The sequence below is a fragment of the Paracoccus indicus genome (assembly GCF_003056335.1).
Lineage (GTDB): Bacteria > Pseudomonadota > Alphaproteobacteria > Rhodobacterales > Rhodobacteraceae > Paracoccus > Paracoccus indicus.
The window spans coordinates 85873-104768 of record NZ_PYWA01000002.1; the positions used below are offsets into that span (position 1 = coordinate 85873).

Sequence of the window (18896 nt, forward strand, 5' to 3'; positions counted from 1 at the left end):
TTGGAATGACACCCAAAGGACCGACGCACATGAGCGATATCTCTGCCAGCGAACGCCGGCTCAGCGCCGCGCTTGACCGTCTGGACCAGCTGCTGGACAGCCAGCCCGCCCCCGCCCCAAGCGAAGACGCCGATCGGATCCGGGATCTGACCCGCCAGCTGGAGCAGCTGCAGGGCGAAAACGACCGTCTGAAACAATCCGCAACGCCGCCGGACCGCGAACAGCCGTCGCAGGATCTGGACGAAACGCGCCGGCAATTGGACGAGGCCACGCAGCGCAATGCGGAAATGGCCGCCGCCAACGACGACCTGGCCAAGGCCAACCGCAACCTGATCGAGGCGCAGGAAACCGGCGGCATCGGCGAGGATGAGGTTCGCGATGCCTTGGAGGCCGAGGTCAAGGCCCTGCGCGCCGCCCGCCAGGCCGAGATGGCCCAGATGTCCGAGATCATGGCCGAGCTGGAGCGCCTGCTGAGCGATCCGCAGAACCCCGAACAGAACCCCGAACCCGCATCAACCCAGGAAGGGATCTGACATGGCCGAGGTCGAATTCACCATCGGGCACAAGGAATACCGCATCAGTGCCCAGGACGGCGAGGAAAACCTGCTGAAACGCGCCGCCGCCATCCTTGACGGCGAAGCGCGCCAGATCCTGGAACAGGCGGGCCGCGTCCCCGAACCGCGCCTGCTGCTGCTGGCGGGGCTGATGCTGGCGGACCGTTTCGCCTCGCTCGAGGATCGGGCCGAAAAGGCCGAGCGTCTTGCCGCACGGCTGCAATCGAACCCGCCGCGGGTCGAGGTTCCGGTCATTCCCGACGATCTGAAGGAGGCGATGGCCGAAATGGCCGCCCGCGCGGAATCGCTGGCCGACCGTCTGGAAGAACAGCGCAGCGGCGAGCCCGCATCTTAACGAAGCGTTAAGCAGTTTCAGGCCATCCTTCGGGAATGCGCCTGATTCTTCCTCTTTTCCTTGCCCTTGCGGGCTGCGCCTCGCCCTCGGTCGATTTCATGGGGGTCGAGCGTCGCGATGTCACCATCGACGGGCTGCGCTTCGCGGTCTTCCAGCGCGATACCGAAGCCCAGGTCATCCGGCTGGACCGGGTGGCCCGCGAGGATCGGGACGATCTTCCGATGCAGATGGTCCGTGCAGCCGAAGAGGCGACCGGCTGCCGGGTGATCCCCGCCAGCCTGACAACGCAGGCCCATGCGGCATCCGCCGTCGCCCGCGTCGATCTGCGCTGCCGTGATTAATCGCCGGTTCCGTCCCCAAGGAATGCCGCCAGCGTCTCTGACACCGCCTCGGGGGCATCGGCATGCAGCCAATGGCTGGCGTTCTTCAGCGTCACGATGCGCACCTGCGGGAAATGGTGGCGCAGGGCGTCCTCGCCTGCGTCGGTGACGTAATCGGACAGGGCGCCGCGCAGAGCCATGACCTTGCCGGTGAAAGCGCCCGCAGGCAGGTCGTCGGGCCAGCCGACGATCTGCGGCATGTATTCGCGCAGGGCGTTCAGGTTCAGCTTCCAGCCGCGCGGATCGGACTTCAGGTCAAGGTTCTGCAGCAGGAAGGCACGTGTGCCGGCCTCGGGGACCGAATCGGTCAGCGCCGCATCCGCCTGGCTGCGCCGGTCGATCCGCGACAGGTCCAGCCCCTGCATGGCATCGATATAGCGGGTCTGGTCGTGGCCATAGGCGATGGGCGCGATGTCCATGATCGCCAGCCTGCGCACCATCTGCGGATGAGTCAGTGCCAGCATCATCGCGGCCTTGCCGCCCATCGAATGGCCGACCAGATCGACCCGTCCGCCCAGATCGGCGATCAGTACGGCCAGATCGCCCGCCAGCGCGGCATAGCTGGCGTCGGGGTCATGCGGGCTGTCGCCGTGGTTGCGCAGATCGACGGTGACGACGCGACGGGTGGCCGCCAGCCTGCGGGCCTGAGCGCCGAGGTTGCGCCCCTGCCCGTAAAGGCCGTGGACCAGCAGAACGGGCAGGCCGTCTTCGGGCCCGATGATATCGTGATGCAGCTTCATGCGACCATCCTAGAGCGTCTGGCGCGCAGCTTCCATCCCGTCTATTCTGCGCGCCATGACCCGAACGCCCAGCAGTTTCGAAGATATCCCCGAGATGGCCGATGAGGTCGCCGTCCTGATGGCATCGCGCTTCGGCGGTGCGCGCCGGGGCGAGCGTCCGCCGCTGGCGCAGATGATGCGCCGCCGGGGCGGTGCCCTGCCTGCGGGGTTGCGTCGTCGTGGTGCGCGTCTGGCGAAGGCGGGCAGCATGGCCGCCCAGCCCAAGGTCGCCCGCCAGCTGTCGCTTGACGACATCGCGCGCGATCACGCGGCATTGGTCGCCCATCTGCGCCCCTTGGGCGAGATCTCGCGCTGGCAGGGGCGGGCGATCGGCTTTGCAGCCTCGGTGGTGCTGGGCCTGCTGGTGCTGGGGGGCCTTGCGCTGTGGGTGATGGTCAAGCGGGGGATGCTCTGAGAGCACATGCACGTGGTGCAAAGCTGACCTTCGCAGCGGGCGTCTTGCCAAAGCCTGTCCAAGCTGTTTCGTGGCGTTGAAACCCAATCGCGCGCAGGACCCTCCGATGACCCAACAATCAGAATTCCGCGCGGCGATCCTGTCGCTGTCGCTTGGTGCATTCGCCATCGGCACCTCTGAGTTCGCGGCCATGGGGCTGCTGCCCTTCTTCGCCGCGGATCTGGGGCTGTCCGACCCGCAGGCCGGTCACGTCATCAGCGCCTATGCGCTTGGCGTCGTGGTGGGTGCGCCGCTGACCTCGATCCTGGGGGCCAAGCTGCCGCGACGGCGGTATCTGGCGGCGCTGATGGCCTTCTATGGCCTGGTGAACCTGCTGGCGGCGATCATGCCGGGGCTGGCCAGCCTGACGGGCATGCGCTTCCTTGCCGGTCTGCCGCATGGCGGTTTCCTGGGCGTGGCGATGCTTTATGCCGCCGACGCCCTGCCGCCGGGACAGCGGGCGCGCGGTGCCGCAAGGGTGCTGCTGGGCCTGACCATCGCCAATGTCGTCGGCGTGCCCTTGGCGGGCTGGATGGGTCAAAGCATCGGCTGGCGGTGGGGCTTTGCGCTGCCGGGCGTGCTGGCGCTGGCCTCGGCCTGGGCGATCCTGCGCTTTGCGCCGCGCGTGGGCGGCAATCCCGACGCGCGCCCCTGGGATGAACTGCAGGCGCTGCGCAATCCGCGCGTCCTGTGGGTGCTGGCCGTGGGGGCCATCGGCTTCGGCGGGCTGTTTTCGGTCTATGCCTTCCTGACAGCGGCGATCCTGGCCACGACCGAGGCGCCGGGCTTCGTCGTGCCGCTCACGCTGGCGGTCTTCGGCGTGGGCGGCACGCTTGGCACCTGGGGCGCAGGCCGCATGACCGAGGCGCTCGGCATCGACCGCGCCGCCTATGTCAGCCTGCTGGCGATGGCATTGACGCAGGGCTTCGCCGCGCTGGCAGTGGGCAACTGGCCGCTGATGGTGCTGTCGTCCTTCCTGATCGCGGCGGGCGCGGGCCTGGTCATTCCGCTGCAGACACGTCTGATGGATGTCGCCGGATCGGCGCAAAGCATGGCCGCCGCCATGAACCACGCGGCCTTCAATGCCGCGAATGCGCTTGGGCCCTTCCTTGCGGGTCTGGCGCTGACGGCGGGGTGGGGCTGGCGCGCCCCGGGCATCGTCGGGGTGCTGCTTACGATTGCGGGGGCCGTGGCTTGGACGTTGGCGTTGCGCCATGGTCGGAAAGGGCAGGCGGCGGCAGCGACCGCAGGATGACCTGCCGCGAGGTCGAGGCGAACTCGCGCCTCCACGTCACCCACAGGACGATGGCGGTCCCCGCCATCAGCCCCCATGCCCCGGCCAGCCAGCCAAGCGAACCAAGCGCGAAATAGACGCTGCGCAGGCCCGCGTTGAAGCTGCGGGCGGCAGTGATGTTCAGATCGCCCGCCTGCATCGCGCGGTCGGTCGCATCGGGGTGATCGGCGCTGTTGGGGACCGATGCCATCAGCACCGCGCAATATCCGAACAGGCGATGCGCCCAGACAAACTTCAGGAAGGCGTTGACGATGAAGAACATCGTCACCAGCAGGCGCAGTTCCCAGCCCGTTTCGGCGGTGGGGTCGAACTCCAGCTCGGCGGCGATACCGCGCAGGCGTTCGGCATTGCCGATCAGCGCCAGCAGGCCCCCCGTGGCGATCATGCAGGCCGATGCGAAGAAGGCCGTGCCCTCGCGCAGGCTGGACAGGATGTTGCCGTCGAAGATGCGCGGATCACGTTCGACGAACTGGCGCATCCATTCGCGCCGGAACCGCGTCATCAGCACCGAGACCGAAGGCTTGCCCGCAGGCGGGCGTTCGGTGAACCATCCGATGCCGAACCAGGCCGCGAACAGCAGGATCAGCGCCAGAAGGTCAGGCAGCGCGGGCGGATGGGTGATGATCAGGTCAAGCGGGTTCATGCCGCGACCTTAGAACCAGCGCACAGCGCTTGAAAGCCCCCGGGCGGCCCCCTATCGTCGAAAACGAACAGGCAGGGAGGGAAGGACCGGCCATGATGCAGATGCCCGTGCCCGATGCGTCGGTGCTTGCGCAGCGCAGCGCCATCGTCGCAAGGCTGAAGACCGCGCTTCCCGGCGCCGTCATCGACGATCCCGCCGAAACCCGTGCCTATGAATGCGACGCGCTTTCGGCCTATCGCTGTGCGCCGCTGGCGGTGGTCTTGCCCGAAACGACCGCGCAGGTTTCGCAACTGCTGGCGATCTGCCACGAATTGCGCGTGCCGGTGGTGCCGCGCGGGGCGGGGACCAGCCTTGCGGGTGGATCGATGCCCACGGCGGATGCGGTGGTAATCGGCTTGTCGCGCATGACGCAGGTGCTGGAGGTGTCGCCGCAGGACCGGCTGATCCGGGTGCAGGCGGGGCGCACGAACCTCTCGGTCTCGGCGGCGGTCGAAGGGATCGGCTTCTTCTATGCGCCTGATCCCTCCAGTCAGCTTGCCTGCGCGATCGGCGGCAATATCGCGATGAATTCCGGCGGTGCGCATTGCCTGAAATACGGCGTCACGACGAACAACCTGCTGGGCGTGACCATGGTCCTGATGGATGGCAGCGTGGTCGAACTGGGCGGCCCGATGGGCGAAAGCGGCGGGCTGGACCTGCTGGGCGTCGTCTGTGGGTCCGAGGGCCAGATGGGCATCGTGACCGAGGCGACCCTGCGCATCCTGCCCCGTCCGGCGGGCGCGCGCCCCGTGCTGATCGGCTTCGACAGCAGCGAAACCGCGGGCGCCTGCGTCGCGGCCATCATTCGCGCGGGCATCATCCCCGTCGCCATCGAATTCATGGACAGCCCCTGCATCCGCGCGACCGAGGCGCATGCCCATGCCGGCTATCCCGACGCCGAGGCGCTGCTGATCGTCGAGGTCGAGGGCACCGCTCCGGAAATCGACGAACAGCTGTCGCTGATCCGCGAGATCGCCATGCGCTTCGATCCCGTCGAATTCCGCGAAAGCCGGACCGAGGATGAATCCCGCCGCATCTGGCTGGGCCGAAAGTCCGCCTTCGGGGCGATGGGGCAGATGGGCGATTACATCTGCCTTGACGGCACGATCCCGGTGACGGCGCTGCCGATGGTTCTGGCGGGCATCGGCGATCTGTCACGGCAATACGGGCTGGCGGTCGCCAATGTCTTTCACGCGGGCGACGGTAATATGCACCCGCTGATCATCTATGATGCGAACGCGCCCGGCGATCTGGACCGGGCCGAGGCGCTTGGCGCCGACATCCTGCGCCTGTGCGTTCAGGTCGGCGGCTGCCTGACCGGCGAACATGGCGTCGGCATCGAAAAGCGCGACCTGATGAGCGCACAGTTCGATCCCCCCGATCTCGAGGCGCAGATGCGCGTCAAGGATGCCTTCGATCCGCATTGGCTGCTGAACGCCGCCAAGGTCTTTCCACTGGAGGTTTCGGCCCCGCGACGCGACCGCCGCCTGAACAGCACGGCCTCCGATGCGGCCTGAGACCGAAGAGGATCTTGCCGCGCTGATCCGTGACGCCAGCGCACCCCTGTCGGTCATCGGCGGCGGCACGCGGCTCTGGCCCGGCGAAGGGCAGGGCGCGCGTCTGGACATGACGGCGATGACGGGCGTGACGCTTTACGAACCCGAGGCGCTGACGCTGGTCGTGCGGGCGGGAACGCCCTTGCAGACCGTGCGGGACACTTTGGCCGCCGAGGGCCAGATGCTGGGGTTCGAACCGGACGACCTGCCCGGTTCGACCATCGGCGGGGTGGCGGCGACCAATGCCTCGGGGGCACGGCGTGTCCTGTCGGGGGCGGCGCGGGACGCGCTGATCGGGGTGCGCTTCGTGGACGGTCAGGGGCAGATCATCCGCAACGGCGGGCGGGTGATGAAGAACGTCACCGGATACGATCTGGTCAAGCTGATGGCGGGCAGCCGCGGCCAGTTGGGCGTGCTGACCGAGCTGTCCTTCCGCACGACGCCTCTGCCGCAGGTCACGACCACGCTGCGCCTGCCCGATCTGGATGCAGAGGAAGCGATCCGCGCCTTCACGGCTGCGCTTGGCGGTCCCCATGATGTCAGCGCGGCACGCTGGACGCCGGACCATGGCGCGCTGATCCGGCTGGAGGGGTTGGGTGCCTCGGTTGCGGCACGCAGTGCGGAGCTGGCACGACGGCTGTCGGATTTCGGCGCGCCATCGCAGGTCGAGGATCACCCCTGGCATATCCCGACCCCCGCCGATCCCGGGCATGACGTCTGGCGCATCATCTGCCGCCCCTCGCAGGCGCCATCCCTGCTGGAAAGGCTGCCGCAGCCGATGCTGGTGGATTGGGGCGGGGCGCTGATCCTTGCGGCGATGCCCGCGGGCCAGCCGCCGGAACTGCCGCCTTTTGCGGGGCATGCGCGTCGCATCACGGGGGCCGACGCCGCCATCCTGCCAAAGCCTGACCCCGTCACAGAACGCATCCAGCGCGACCTGCGCTACCGCTTCGATCCGCGCGGCATATTTCAGGGGGGGCGCTGATGCAGACCAATTTCACCCCGCAGCAGCTGGCCGATCCTGCGACGGCCCATTCCAACAAGATCCTGCGCAGCTGCGTGCATTGCGGCTTCTGCACGGCGACCTGCCCGACCTATCAGGTACTGGGCGACGAATTGGACAGCCCGCGCGGCCGCATCTACCTGATCAAGGACATGCTGGAGTCGGGCCGCCCGGCGGATGAGAAGACGGTCAGGCATATCGACCGTTGCCTCAGTTGCCTCAGCTGCATGACGACCTGCCCCTCGGGGGTGAACTATGCGCATCTGGTCGATCACGCGCGCAGCCATATCAACGCGACCTATCGCAGGCCTTGGCGCGACCGGATGCTGCGGCGGCTGCTGACGGCGATCCTGCCCCATCCGGGGCGGTTCCGATTGGCGCTGGCGGGGGCGCGGCTGGCGCGGCCATTCCGCCGGCTGATGCCCGATGCGCGGCTGCGGGCCATGCTGGACATGGCGCCCGCGCGGGTGCCGCCGGTCAGCGTGAACGACCGCGGCCAGACCTTCGCGGCGATCGGTCCGCAGAGGGCACGGGTGGTGCTGATGATCGGCTGCGCACAGCGTGCATTGAACACCGACATCAACGACGCAACCATCCGCCTGTTGCGCCGTGCGGGGTGCCAGGTGGTGATCCCGCCGCAATTCGGCTGTTGCGGGGCGCTGACCCTGCATATGGGGCAGGAAGGCGACGCCCGCGAAAGGGCGCGTGACAGCATCGCCCGCCTGTTGGCCGCCGAGGCCGAGGGGCCGGTCGATGCCATCATCATCAACACCTCGGGCTGCGGGACGACGATCAAGGATTACGGTCATCTGTTCGCCGGAGAGATGATGGAGGATGACGCCCGTCGCGTCGCCGGTCTGGCCCGCGACGTGACCGAATTTCTGGACGGGCTTGGCCTGCCCGAAACCGTCGAAGCGGGTGCAGGGGGCATGCGCGTGGCCTATCATTCGGCCTGTTCGCTGCAGCATGGCCAGCAGATCAGATCGGCCCCCAAGGACCTGCTGACCCGCGCGGGCTTTCAGGTGGTCGAGCCTGCCGACCCGCATCTGTGCTGCGGATCTGCCGGGACCTACAACCTGCTGCAGCCCGAGCTTTCGGCGCAGTTGAAGACACGCAAGGTGGCATCCCTGCAGGCGCTGGAGCCGCAGGTCATCGCGGCGGGAAACATCGGCTGCATGATGCAGATCGGTGGCGGGACGGCCCTGCCGGTGGTCCATACGGTGCAGTTGCTGGATTGGGCGACAGGAGGGCCGAAACCTGCATCATTGGGGTCTTGAACGGCGTCCGGGCGATCCTAAATCAGCCTTACCGGCGGCCATGATGGCGTCGGTATCTGCCCGCCCGATGATCGGGGGGCATCTGTTGACATCGCTTTGACGTAAGGATGTGACCCATGCGTAACTTCGACCTGACCCCGCTTTATCGCGCCTCGATCGGCTTCGACCGGTTGGCCGACGTGATGGACCGGACCCTCTCTGCCGACGTGGCAGCCCCGACCTATCCCCCCTACAACATCGAGAAGACCGGCGAGGACGCCTATCGCATCTCGATCGCCGTGGCCGGTTTCGGCGCCGACGACCTTAACGTCGAGGTGCGCGACGGTGCCGTCATCGTCTCGGCCCGCAAGGCCGACGAGGATGAGACCCGCACCTATCTGCATCGCGGCATCGCCACCCGCGCCTTCGAACGCAAGTTCACCCTGGCCGACCATGTCCGTGTCGAGGGCGCCAGCCATCTGGACGGCATGCTGCACATCGACCTGGTGCGCGAGATCCCCGAGGCCCTGAAGCCCCGCCGGATCGAGATCGCCAAGGCCGCAAGCAAGATCGAGAAGCTGGACGCCTGATCCTGCGTCCCGCGACGGCCGGGGGCTGACTGCCCCCGGACCCCCGTTCACGTTCCAAGAATGTCGGGCGGCGTCTTGTTTAAAGGCGCCGTCGGGCACGCAGGGCCGCGCTGATCGTGCCGTCGTCCAAATAGTCCAACTCGCCGCCGATGGGGACGCCCTGGGCCAAGCCGGTGACCGAGATATCGGACCCCTCCAGCGCATCGGCGATGTAATGCGCGGTCGTCTGACCATCGACCGTGGCGTTCAGCGCCAGGATCACCTCGGAGATGTTTTCGCCGTGAATCCGGGCGATCAGCGCCGGGATGCCCAGCTCATCGGGGCCGATTTCATCCAGCGCCGAAAGCGTTCCCCCCAGCACGTGATAGCGGCCCTTGAAAGCTTGGCCGCGTTCCAGCGCCCAGAGGTCGGCCACATCCTGCACCACGCAGATCTCGCCCGTGGCGCGGGCGGGATCGGTGCAGATGGCGCATTCGTCGCGGTCGGTGATGTTCCCGCAGATGATGCATTCGCGGGAATTGACTGCGACCCGGTCCAGCAGCTGCGCCAATTGCGTCATCTGCTGGCTGCGCTTGCGCACCAGTTGCAGCACGATGCGCCGGGCCGAGCGTGGTCCAAGCCCGGGCAGCCGCGCCATCAGCGCGATCAGCGCCTGAATGTCGTCGCTGCCCTGGGTCATGGATCAAAAGGGCATCTTCATGCCGGCGGGCAGGCCAAGACCTTCGGTCATCTTGCCCATCTCGGCCTGCATCTTTTCTTCGGCGGCGCGCTGCGCTTCCTTGATGGCGGCCAGGATCAGATCCTCGACCACCTCCTTTTCCGAGGGCACGAAGATCGAGGGGTCGATTTCCAGCGCGGTCAGCTCGCCCTTGACGGTGCAGGTCGCCTTGACCAGGCCCGCGCCGGATTCACCCGTGACGGTGACGCTGGAGAGGTCCTCCTGCATCTGCGCCATCTTTTCCTGCATTTCCTTGGCGGCCTTCATCATCTTGGCCATGTCGCCAATGCCGCCCAAACCCTTGATCATGTCTCAATCCTCATCTTCGAATGGATCCCATTCCTCGACCTCGGCCACCGGGCCTTGGGTCGCGTCATGGGGATTGGCTGCGCCCTCCGCCAGATCCTCGACGACGGTCGGGGGCGGGGTGGCGCGGGTGATGTTGGTCAGCGTGGCGCCGGGAAAGGCGGCCATGACCTGTTGCACGATGGGCAGGGCCAGCGCGCGTTCGCGGGCGGCCTTCGCGTCGGCCTCGCGGGTTTCTGCGATGGTGGGGGCGCCGCCCGAGTTCGTCACGGTGACGGCCCAACGCTGGCCGCCCGTCCAGCCGCGCAGGCGTTCGGCCAGGCGCTGTGCCAGATTGGTGGGCGGGTCCAGCCGCGGTTCGAACTCGATCCGGCCCGGGCTGTATTTCACCAGCGCGACATGACGTTCCACCATGACCAGCAAGGTCATGTCGCGCATGCGGCGGATCAGTTCCAGCACCGATTCGAAATCGGGATAGGACTGCAGCACGTCCGGCGACACGGCCAGCGCGGTCGCCGCACCGGACGGCTGCACCACCGGCGCGGGGCGCGCGCGGCGCATGGCCTGCGGGGCGTGATCGGGAACCTGACCCTGAACAGCGGGACCGCGGGCGAATTCACCCGCGTTCTGGGCCTGCTGGACGCGGCGGATCAGAGCCTCGGGGTCGGGCAGGTCGGCCACATGGGTCAGGCGGATGATCGCCATTTCCGCCGCCATCATGGCATTCGGCGCGGCGGACACTTCCTCCAGCGCCTTCAGCAGCATCTGCCACATGCGCGACAGGACCCGCATCGGCAGGTTCTCCGACAGTTCCTTGCCGCGGGCGCGTTCGTCGGGGGAAATGGTCGGATCGTCCAGCGCATCGGGCGTGATCTTCACGACCGAGATCCAATGCGTGATTTCCGCCAGATCGCGCAGCACGGCGACCGGATCGGCCCCGTCGGCATATTGCGATTGCAGTTCGGTCAGCGCGGCCGCCGCATCGCCGCGCAGCACCATCTGGAAGAGGTCGATGACGCGACCCCGATCGGCCAGGCCCAGCATGGCGCGGACCTGGTCGGCGGTGGTTTCCCCCGCGCCATGGCTGATGGACTGGTCCAGAAGGCTGGTCGCGTCACGGGCCGAGCCTTCGGCCGCACGGGTGATCAGCGCCAACGCGTCCTCGGTGATCTGTGCGTTTTCGGCGCCCGCGATGCGCTTCAGCAGGTCGATCATCACCTCGGGCTCGATCCGTCGCAGGTCGAAGCGCTGGCAGCGCGACAGGACCGTCACGGGAACCTTGCGGATCTCGGTGGTGGCAAAGATGAATTTGACGTGCGGGGGCGGTTCCTCAAGCGTCTTCAGCAGCGCGTTGAACGCGCTGGTGGACAGCATGTGAACCTCGTCGATGATATAGATCTTATAGCGGGCCGAGGCCGCGCGATAGTGCACCGATTCGATGATCTCGCGGATGTCACCGACGCCGGTGCGGGATGCGGCGTCCATCTCCATCACGTCGACATGGCGGCCTTCGCTGATGGCCACGCAATGTTCACAGACCCCGCAGGGTTCGGTGGTGGGGCCGCCTTCGCCATCGGGGCCGATGCAGTTCATCCCCTTGGCGATGATGCGGGCCGTGGTCGTCTTGCCGGTCCCGCGGATGCCCGTCATGATGAAGGCCTGCGCGATGCGGTCGGCGGCAAAGGCGTTCTTCAGCGTGCGCACCATCGCGTCCTGTCCGACTAGGTCGGCGAACGTCTCGGGCCGGTATTTGCGGGCCAGAACCTGGTATGCGTTTGTCGTGTCGGTCATCGATCCCCCGGGCGTCGCGCCACCTTAGCGGCGCGTCCCATCTGCCACAACCGGATCACGTCAGGCGGCCAGCAATCCGATGCCGCGTGCGCCCGCGATCAGGTCCTTTGCCATCAGATCGGCGTGATCGCCCGACAGCGGCGTCATGTCGGGCACCTGCACCACGGTCATGCCCGCCGCGCGGGCGGCGCGGGCACCGATATCGCTGTCCTCGAAGGCCAGGCAGCGGGTCGGGTCGATACCAAGGCGTTTCGCCGCCAGCAGATAGACGTCGGGCGCCGGTTTCGGGTCGGACACGTCGCTGCGCGTCACCACGATGTCGAAGCTGTCGGTCAGCCCTGCGGCGGCCAGCTTTTCGCGCGCCTGATCGCGGGTGCTGGAGGTGGCGATGGCGAAGGGCATCTCCATCTCGCGCAGCGCCGCCAGCAGATCGGCGACATAGGGCCGCAGCGGAATGCCATCTCGGTCGCGGCGTTCAACCAAGGCCTCGGACCACAGGCGGTCCAGCTGGTCGAAGTCGAAATCCGCGCCGATATGGTCGCGCAGGATCTTGCGGGCGCTTGGTTCGTCCATGCCGACCAGCGAATGCAGCAGCCCCTCGGGGGCGGTCCGACCCATGCGGTGCAACGCGGCCTCCTGCGTCTCGATGCCCATCTGTTCGGTGGCCAGAAGCGTTCCGTCCAGATCGAAGATCACGGCGTCGAAGCGGGGTTGCGTCATGGGGCGTCCTTTCGTCATGTCCGCCGCTAACATGGGGGCGGGTGCGGCATGTCACAAGTCGCAAGGCGACATGACAGCTTTGCATCGAAAGGAGGGCTGGGGTGAGAGGCTGGACAGCGACCCAGGTGGATCCTGTTACGGCTGCTTCCTTCCGGACCTGACCGAGTTGGCAAGACACCTGCCCGCGCCAACCTCTCGCGCCGACAAATAGGGAAAGCTGCGCGCGGATGCAAGCCCGGGGATGCGCCTTACAGCGAAAGCCGCATCACGGCAAATCCCGCGTCATCCGTGCCCAGATGATCCAGCGGGACGGGCAGGGGGCGCGTCAGGGCGACGGGCGCGGTGGGGAAGGTGACCGTCGTGCCGGGCATCGGGGCGAATCGCCAGTTGGGGGCGGTGGGGACATCGACCCTGCGCCGCGTCCGGACATAGCGGCGCAGCACATCTAGGCTGAGGGCGTCGCGGTCCAGCACGACCTCGTTCTGGTTGACCAGCGGGCTGAACAAGCCGCAGCTGGCCAGGCGATAGGAATTGGTCGCCAGCACGAATTGGTCGCCATCCCCCACCGGACGCCCCCGCCAGCGCAGGTCTCGGATGCGGCGCGACGACGCATCGGCCAGGCCGCCCTGCGGCGTGAAACGCGCCGGTGCCGACAGGTCGATGCACCAAGTCACCCCGTCGATGACATCGAAGTTATAGGCGGGAAACTGCGGGTCCAGCAGGGCCGCGTCCTGCGCACCGGCGGGGATGGTGGCAAAGATGCTGGCCGAACGCTCCAACCAGTCGCGCAGCTGTCGGCCGGTGATGCGGATTGCCGTGATCCGGTTGGGATAGGTATAGAGATCGGCCAGATGCCTCATCGCCAGCCGCCCCGCGGGCACATCGGTATAGGCGGCAGGCCCCCCACGCCCGCCCGCGCGATAGGGCGCGCTGGCCGACAGCACCGGCATGTCGGCCAGCGCCGTCCCCCGAAGACGGTGCCGAACGTGCCAGCGCTGCGCCATGTTCACCAGCCGCAGCCCTGCGTCATGGCCGATCACGGCGAAATGGCTGTTCAGGGGCGTCTCGGTCCGGCCGATGCGCGTTCCCAACTGGCGCAGCGTGTCACGATGTGCGCGTGCCAATGGGCGTGACAGCAGGGGCAGGCTGGGCGTGCCGGGCGCGACCGGGCGGCATTCGACGTTGAAGCCGTCAATGATGGTCCCCTGCGTGCCGATCCGCAGATCCAGATCGATCACCCCCAGATGCGACCCGCCGTATCCGGGCATGACGGCAGGCTTGCCCATCAGCGTGCCGCGGGTGCCATCCGTACCGGGGTGGTTCTGCCAGCCGGGACCGGGAAAGACCTCATGCGTGTGGCCGGCAATGACGACATCGACCTCGGGCAGGGCTGCCAGTGCGGTGGCGGCATGCTCCATCCCCGGATGCGGATCGGGGCTGCCGATGCCACTGTGGGCCAGCGCGATGATCAGTTCGGCCCCTTCGGCCTTCAGGCGGGGCAGCAGGCGACGTGCCGTAAGGATGATGTCATGGCTGCGCATCACCGGACGCAGGTCCTGGTCCCATTCCTCGGTCTTGGGGGGCAGGAAGCCGATGACGGCGATTCGCAGCCGATGTTCGTGGCCCAGATCGTCGGTCAGCCAGCGATCCAGCATGCAGTATCGGGCGAAATCCTGGCCCCGGCTCATGGTCAGATTGGCGGCCAGCACCGGAAAGCGCGCCTGTGCGACGCTGCGCCGCAGGAACGGCAGGCCGAAGTTGAAATCGTGGTTCCCAAGCGCCACCGCGTCATAGCGCAGCGCGTTCATGGCCGCGATGGCCGGGTGAGATGCATCGCGGCCGCCCTGACGGGCGACCATCTCGCCCATGGGGGAACCCTGCAGGAAGTCGCCGTTGTCCAGCAGCAGGCACGGGCGACCCTCGGCACGCAATCGCTGGATCAGGTCCGCCGCGCGTGACAGGCCATGTCTGTCGCAGGGCCGATCGGCCAGATAATCATGCGGCAGCAGATGCATGTGCATGTCGCTGGTCGCCAGGATGCGCAGCTGCAGGCCGGTCGCGCTGCCGGGGCGGGGGCCGTCCGACCGGTCCGGCAGATGACCGCCGTCAGGCATTCGCAAGTCTGTCTGGGCAAAGAGACATGATGTCCGTCCCGTATTTGCATGATTGGTCTATCACCCTTGGATAGCCCATCGGCGGAATATCGCACAATCAAAGATTGCGCTTGCCAAGCAAACTCGCCCAGTATCTGTGACATCCCGGCCCATGCGGCACATGGATGACCGGGGTCCGTGATCGCGGCGCAAGGGCACCATCAAGGGGGGCGGGGCATGGCCGGATCGGTTGAAATCCAAGCCTCTTCTGGACTATCACGGTCAGGCGTGGAACTGTTCGACGTGGCAATGTCGATATCGTCAGTGGGTTGTTTCCGATGAAATTTTCAACGCGCATAGATACGGACCTTCCCGCCGAGAAGCTTTTCGAGGCGATCGGCGACTTCGATGCGCTTGAGCGTATGCTGATCGGACGGGGGGCAAGCGTGTCGCGCATCGATCCCTCGCAGGATCCGGGAATCACCATGGGATGGAACGTGGGCTTCGACTGGCGGGGGCGCAGGCGCGACCTGCGACTGGCCGTGACGCGTTTCGACCGCCCCGAACAGGTGACCATGGCCGGACGGTCGAACGCGCTGGACCTGACGGTGAATGCGACGGTCGTGGCGCTCAGCCGGGTGAAATCGCGCCTGATCTTCGAGACCGAGATCAAGCCGCGCAACATGAAGGCCCGGCTGATGCTGCAGACGGCCAAGCTGGGGAAAAGCCAGATGGATCGCAAGTTCCAGCGCCGGGTCGAGGAATTCGTCAACCAGATGCGCGGCGATCACGCCTGAGCGACATCACCCCTGCTGGCGCTGCGCCTCGCGCAGGGGATCGGCGGGATAGACGCCCAGGATGTCCAGCGATGCGGTGAAATAGCCCAGCTCGTCCAGGGCGCGCTTGACGTTCTCATCCTCGGGGTGGCCTTCGATGTCGGCATAGAACTGCGTCGCGGTGAAGACCCCGTCCACCATGTAGCTTTCCAGCTTGGTCATGTTCACGCCGTTCGTCGCAAAACCGCCCATGGTCTTGTAGAGCGCTGCAGGAATGTTGCGCACGCGGAAGACGAAGCTGGTCAGCATCCGGTCGGCGCGACGGCTGTGGTCGGCCTGGCGGGACATGATCAGGAAGCGCGTGGTATTGTTCTGGCGATCCTCGATCTGGTCGGCCAGACGTTCCAAGCCGTAGATTTCACCGGCCAGCGGGGCCGCAAGCGCTGCCAGCGACGGAATGCCGCGTGCGGCCACTTCCTTGGCCGATCCGGCGGTATCGGCGCCCGTCATCGCGGCGATCCCATGCTGGCGCAGAAACCCGCGGCACTGACCCAGAAGGACGGTGTGGCTCATGGCCTGGCGGACTTCTGACAGGGGGGTTCCGGGAACGGCCAGCAGGCTGATATGGACGCGGACGAAAGCCTCGTCGATGATCTTCAGGCCAGATTCAGGCAGCAAATGATGGATATCGGCAACGCGGCCATAGGTCGAATTCTCGACCGGCAGCATGGCCAGATCGGCCTGTCCGCCGCGCACGGCCTCGATCACATCCTCGAAGGTGGGGCAGGGCAGGGCCTCCATGTCGGGGCGGGCCGCGCGGCAGGCTTCATGGCTGTAGGCGCCCAACTCTCCTTGGAAGGCAATGCGATTCGTGGTCATGGCAAAGCCTCCGTCGGGCCAGAAAGTCAGCGTGCCGAGGTAACTATACCTTGATCACCCAAAGCGAAAGCGGATAGATGTCCCCCGAATTGACGAGCTTACCAAGGCGGGGACCGCACGCGATGTTCAACACCATGACCGTGACCAAGGCAGCCGGCGCCTTCATCGGCGCACTGCTGTTTCTGATGCTGGCGAACTGGGCGGCCAGCGCGCTGTTCCATGTCGGGCCTGCCGGTCATGGCGGTGGTCATGGCGAAGAGGAAATCACCCAGGCCTATGCGATCGACGTGCCCGAATCCGCCGCCGGTGGCGAAGAAGCCGAGGTCGAGGAGATCGACTTCGACGCCCTGATGGCCGAAGCCGATGTCGCGGCCGGTGAGAAGCAATGGGCCAAGTGCCGGTCCTGTCACGCGCTGGACGGCAGCGACGGTGTCGGCCCGCATCTGAACGGCGTTGTCGGGCGCGAAGTCGCCAGTGTTGCGGGCTTCAACTATTCCGGCGCCATGACCGATCACGCGGCCGAGGTTCCGGTCTGGGACGTCGAGGCGATCCAGCACTTCATCGAGAACCCGCGCGGCGTCGTCTCGGGCACGGCCATGTCCTTCGGCGGCCTGAAGAAGCCCGAGGACCGCGCCAACGTCATCGCCTATATCCAGGAAAATTCCTGATCTCGTCAGAACGACACGACCCGAAACAGGGGCGCGGCCAGCAGGTCGCGCCCTTATTCGTGCCGCGCGGCATCCGGGGCTGAAGGGTGGGCGAAAACCGGGCATCACGAAAACGCGGCTTGAAGCCCGGCGGTCTGCTGGCCTAGCCTTTCCCGACTGTGACCAAGGAGCCTGCCCCATGCGCCGCACCGCCCTGATTGCCACGATGCTGACCAGCCTGACCTTCACCCCGGCCCAGGCTCAGGACGAAGACGTGACGCGGACGCATGGCGTTTCCATCTTCGGCGATCTGGCGCTGCCCGCCGATTTCGACCACCTGCCCTATGTGAACCCCGACGCCCCCAAGGGCGGAGAGATGTCGCAGTCGATCCCGAACTCGATGGGGTTCGACAACTACAACCCCTATACCTTCCGCGGCCGGGCGGCGGCCCTGTCGACCGTGATGCTGGAATCAATCCTCGAGGCGCCCGCGGATGAGGTCGGCGCTGCCTATTGCCTGATCTGCGAAAGCCTCGAATATCCCGAAAGCCGCGATTGGGTGATCTTCAACCTGCGCCCCGAGGCACGCTTCAGCGATGGCACGCCCCTGACCGCCGAGGACGTGCTGTTCAGCTATGAGACCCTGCGCGACAAGGGGCTGTCCAGCTTTCGCGTGGTGATCAAGCAGCAGGTCGCCAAGGCCGAGGTGCTGGACGACCACCGCATCAAGTTCACCTTCACCCCCGATTATCCGCGCCGCGACGTGATCCAGTCGGTCGGCAGCCTGCCGGTCTTCAGCCGCGCCGATTTCGAGGCGAACGACCGCGATCTGGAACAGACCATGCAGGTGCCGCTGGTGGGGTCCGGGCCTTACGTCTTCGACAGCGCCGACCTGAACCGCAACATCACCTTCCGCCGCAACCCCGACTATTGGGGTGCCGATCTGCCGATCAACAAGGGACGGCACAATTTCGACCGGCTGCGCTATGAGTATTTTTCGGATTACGACGCGGCCTTCGAGGCCTTCAAGGCCGGCGAATACACCTTCCGCCGCGAGGTCAGCAGCATCATCTGGGCCAACCGCTATGATTTCCCGGCCATGCAGAAGGGCTGGGTGAAACAGGAAACGCTGCCGGACGGGAATGTCGCATCCGGTCAGGCCTGGGTGATGAACCTGCGTCGCCCCAAGTTCCACGACGTCCGCGTCCGCGAGGCGATCGGGCTGATGTTCAACTTCGAATGGTCGAACAAGGCGCTGTTCTATGGGCTTTACGACCGGGTCGACAGTTTCTGGGAAAACAGTGATCTGGAAGCCACGGGCACCCCCTCGGAAGGTGAACTGGCGCTGCTGGAACCGCTGGCCGCCGATCTGCCTGACGGCATCCTGACGGATGAGGTCGCCACCGCCCCCGTCAGCGGCGAACGCCAGACCGACCGCGGGAACCTGCGCAAGGCTGCGGCCCTGCTGAACGAGGCGGGCTGGGAAACCGGCAGCGACGGCTTGCGCCGCAACGCCGAAGGCCAGGTCCTGAAGGTCGAGATCCTGAACGACAGCCAGACCTTCGACCGCGTCATCAACCCCTTCGTCGAAAACCTGCGCGCCCTTGGCATCGACGCCCGCAACAGCCGCGTCGACAATGCCGAATATGAAAACCGCGCCCGCAGCTTCGACTTCGACGTGATCAGCGACCACCTGGGCCAGCCCGAAATTCCGGGTGCAGGGCTGCAGCAGGCCTTCGGGTCCGCGAATGTCGGCGATGTCTTCAACCCGGCGGGCGTCGCCAACCCCGCCATCGATGCGCTGATCACCCAGGTCGAGGCTGCCACCACGCAGGAGGAACTGACCACCCGCGTCCACGCGCTGGACCGCGCCCTGCGCAGCCTGCACTTCTGGATCCCGCAGTGGTACAACGCCAACCACCTTGTCGCCTATTACGATCAGTTCGGCCGCCCCGAGACGCTGCCCCCTTACGCATTGGGGGAAATGGATTTCTGGTGGTACGACTCCGAGAAGGCACAGGCGTTGCGCGATGCGGGTGCCCTGCGGCGCTAGGGCATTTCGC

The 18896-nt window shown here is 66.5% G+C and carries 20 protein-coding genes and 1 other RNA gene; 12 read left to right on the forward strand and 9 right to left on the reverse strand.

Annotated features, from left to right (window positions below):
* The first annotated feature begins 29 nt into the window (after positions 1-29).
* Genes DDE75_RS03330 through DDE75_RS03340 form a run of 3 tightly spaced genes read left to right on the forward strand, consistent with a single transcriptional unit; the run spans position 30 to position 1250 of the window.
* Positions 30-533 carry a hypothetical protein gene (locus tag DDE75_RS03330; RefSeq protein WP_211659289.1) on the forward strand — a complete coding sequence of 168 codons (504 nt, stop codon included), beginning with the start codon at positions 30-32 and terminating at the stop codon, positions 531-533.
* A 1-nt stretch (position 534) separates the two neighbouring features.
* A complete protein-coding gene (locus DDE75_RS03335; RefSeq protein WP_108500986.1) occupies positions 535-909 on the forward strand; it encodes a cell division protein ZapA in 375 nt (124 codons plus the stop codon).
* A gap of 35 nt (positions 910-944) precedes the next feature.
* Complete coding sequence (locus DDE75_RS03340) at positions 945-1250, forward strand: hypothetical protein (RefSeq protein ID WP_108500987.1); 306 nt, start codon at positions 945-947, stop codon at positions 1248-1250.
* Here the strand turns inward: DDE75_RS03340 and DDE75_RS03345 are convergent.
* Positions 1247-2029 carry an alpha/beta fold hydrolase gene (locus DDE75_RS03345; protein ID WP_108500988.1) on the reverse strand — a complete coding sequence of 261 codons (783 nt, stop codon included), beginning with the start codon at positions 2027-2029 and terminating at the stop codon, positions 1247-1249. The genes DDE75_RS03340 and DDE75_RS03345 overlap by 4 nt on opposite strands.
* A 55-nt stretch (positions 2030-2084) precedes the next feature.
* Here DDE75_RS03345 and DDE75_RS03350 point away from each other — a divergent pair, with 55 nt between their 5' ends.
* Both DDE75_RS03350 and DDE75_RS03355 read left to right on the forward strand, forming a co-directional pair.
* Positions 2085-2483 (forward strand): hypothetical protein, encoded by a 399-nt coding sequence (locus DDE75_RS03350; RefSeq protein ID WP_108500989.1) that lies wholly within the window; start codon positions 2085-2087, stop codon positions 2481-2483.
* A gap of 106 nt (positions 2484-2589) precedes the next feature.
* Positions 2590-3777 (forward strand): MFS transporter, encoded by a 1188-nt coding sequence (locus DDE75_RS03355; protein WP_108500990.1) that lies wholly within the window; start codon positions 2590-2592, stop codon positions 3775-3777.
* On the opposite strand, the gene DDE75_RS03360 is transcribed toward DDE75_RS03355, so the two are convergent.
* Positions 3695-4459 (reverse strand): DUF599 domain-containing protein, encoded by a 765-nt coding sequence (locus tag DDE75_RS03360; RefSeq protein ID WP_108500991.1) that lies wholly within the window; start codon positions 4457-4459, stop codon positions 3695-3697. The two genes, DDE75_RS03355 and DDE75_RS03360, sit on opposite strands and share 83 nt — an antisense overlap.
* Before the next feature lie 95 nt (positions 4460-4554).
* On the opposite strand from DDE75_RS03360, the gene DDE75_RS03365 reads away from it, so the two are divergent.
* From DDE75_RS03365 to DDE75_RS03380, 4 genes are all read left to right on the forward strand, one after another.
* The gene (locus tag DDE75_RS03365; protein WP_108501319.1) at positions 4555-6015 is read left to right on the forward strand and encodes an FAD-linked oxidase C-terminal domain-containing protein; all 1461 of its coding nucleotides are present in this window, start codon (positions 4555-4557) and stop codon (positions 6013-6015) included.
* Positions 6005-7039, forward strand: coding sequence for an FAD-binding protein (locus tag DDE75_RS03370; protein ID WP_108500992.1), 1035 nt, complete (start codon positions 6005-6007; stop codon positions 7037-7039). Before DDE75_RS03365 ends, DDE75_RS03370 begins: the two co-directional genes overlap by 11 nt.
* Positions 7039-8334 (forward strand): glycolate oxidase subunit GlcF, encoded by a 1296-nt coding sequence (gene glcF, locus DDE75_RS03375; RefSeq protein ID WP_108500993.1) that lies wholly within the window; start codon positions 7039-7041, stop codon positions 8332-8334. The genes DDE75_RS03370 and glcF overlap by 1 nt, the downstream gene beginning before the upstream one ends.
* A gap of 116 nt (positions 8335-8450) precedes the next feature.
* On the forward strand, positions 8451-8903 hold the full coding sequence (locus DDE75_RS03380) for an Hsp20 family protein (RefSeq protein ID WP_108500994.1): 453 nt from the start codon (positions 8451-8453) through the stop codon (positions 8901-8903).
* 79 nt (positions 8904-8982) lie between these two features.
* Here the strand turns inward: DDE75_RS03380 and recR are convergent, their stop codons facing one another.
* The 6 genes from recR to DDE75_RS03410 all read right to left on the reverse strand — a co-directional run bounded on the left by recR (position 8983) and on the right by DDE75_RS03410 (position 14552).
* Complete coding sequence (gene recR / locus DDE75_RS03385; RefSeq protein ID WP_108500995.1) at positions 8983-9582, reverse strand: recombination mediator RecR; 600 nt, start codon at positions 9580-9582, stop codon at positions 8983-8985.
* A 3-nt stretch (positions 9583-9585) separates the two neighbouring features.
* Complete coding sequence (locus tag DDE75_RS03390) at positions 9586-9930, reverse strand: YbaB/EbfC family nucleoid-associated protein (RefSeq protein ID WP_108500996.1); 345 nt, start codon at positions 9928-9930, stop codon at positions 9586-9588.
* Positions 9931-9933: 3 nt separating this feature from the next.
* Positions 9934-11718, reverse strand: coding sequence for a DNA polymerase III subunit gamma/tau (locus DDE75_RS03395; protein WP_108500997.1), 1785 nt, complete (start codon positions 11716-11718; stop codon positions 9934-9936).
* A 60-nt stretch (positions 11719-11778) separates the two neighbouring features.
* A complete protein-coding gene (locus DDE75_RS03400; protein WP_162798891.1) occupies positions 11779-12438 on the reverse strand; it encodes an HAD family hydrolase in 660 nt (219 codons plus the stop codon).
* A gap of 100 nt (positions 12439-12538) precedes the next feature.
* Positions 12539-12635, reverse strand: an RNA gene (gene ffs, locus DDE75_RS03405) — signal recognition particle sRNA small type.
* Between the two features lie 51 nt (positions 12636-12686).
* The gene (locus DDE75_RS03410; RefSeq protein ID WP_108500999.1) at positions 12687-14552 is read right to left on the reverse strand and encodes a bifunctional 2',3'-cyclic-nucleotide 2'-phosphodiesterase/3'-nucleotidase; all 1866 of its coding nucleotides are present in this window, start codon (positions 14550-14552) and stop codon (positions 12687-12689) included.
* Positions 14553-14869: 317 nt separating this feature from the next.
* Here DDE75_RS03410 and DDE75_RS03415 point away from each other — a divergent pair, with 317 nt between their 5' ends.
* Entirely contained in the window at positions 14870-15328 is a 459-nt protein-coding gene (locus tag DDE75_RS03415) for an SRPBCC family protein (RefSeq protein ID WP_108501000.1), read from the forward strand.
* A gap of 6 nt (positions 15329-15334) precedes the next feature.
* Here DDE75_RS03415 and DDE75_RS03420 read toward each other — a convergent pair whose 3' ends face one another.
* Positions 15335-16186, reverse strand: coding sequence for a prephenate dehydratase (locus tag DDE75_RS03420; protein ID WP_108501001.1), 852 nt, complete (start codon positions 16184-16186; stop codon positions 15335-15337).
* A gap of 122 nt (positions 16187-16308) precedes the next feature.
* On the opposite strand from DDE75_RS03420, the gene DDE75_RS03425 reads away from it, so the two are divergent.
* Both DDE75_RS03425 and DDE75_RS03430 read left to right on the forward strand, forming a co-directional pair.
* On the forward strand, positions 16309-16854 hold the full coding sequence (locus tag DDE75_RS03425; protein ID WP_108501002.1) for a c-type cytochrome: 546 nt from the start codon (positions 16309-16311) through the stop codon (positions 16852-16854).
* A gap of 178 nt (positions 16855-17032) precedes the next feature.
* Positions 17033-18886, forward strand: a complete 1854-nt coding sequence (locus DDE75_RS03430; protein WP_108501003.1) for an extracellular solute-binding protein — start codon at positions 17033-17035, stop codon at positions 18884-18886.
* The last annotated feature ends 10 nt before the right edge of the window (positions 18887-18896 follow it).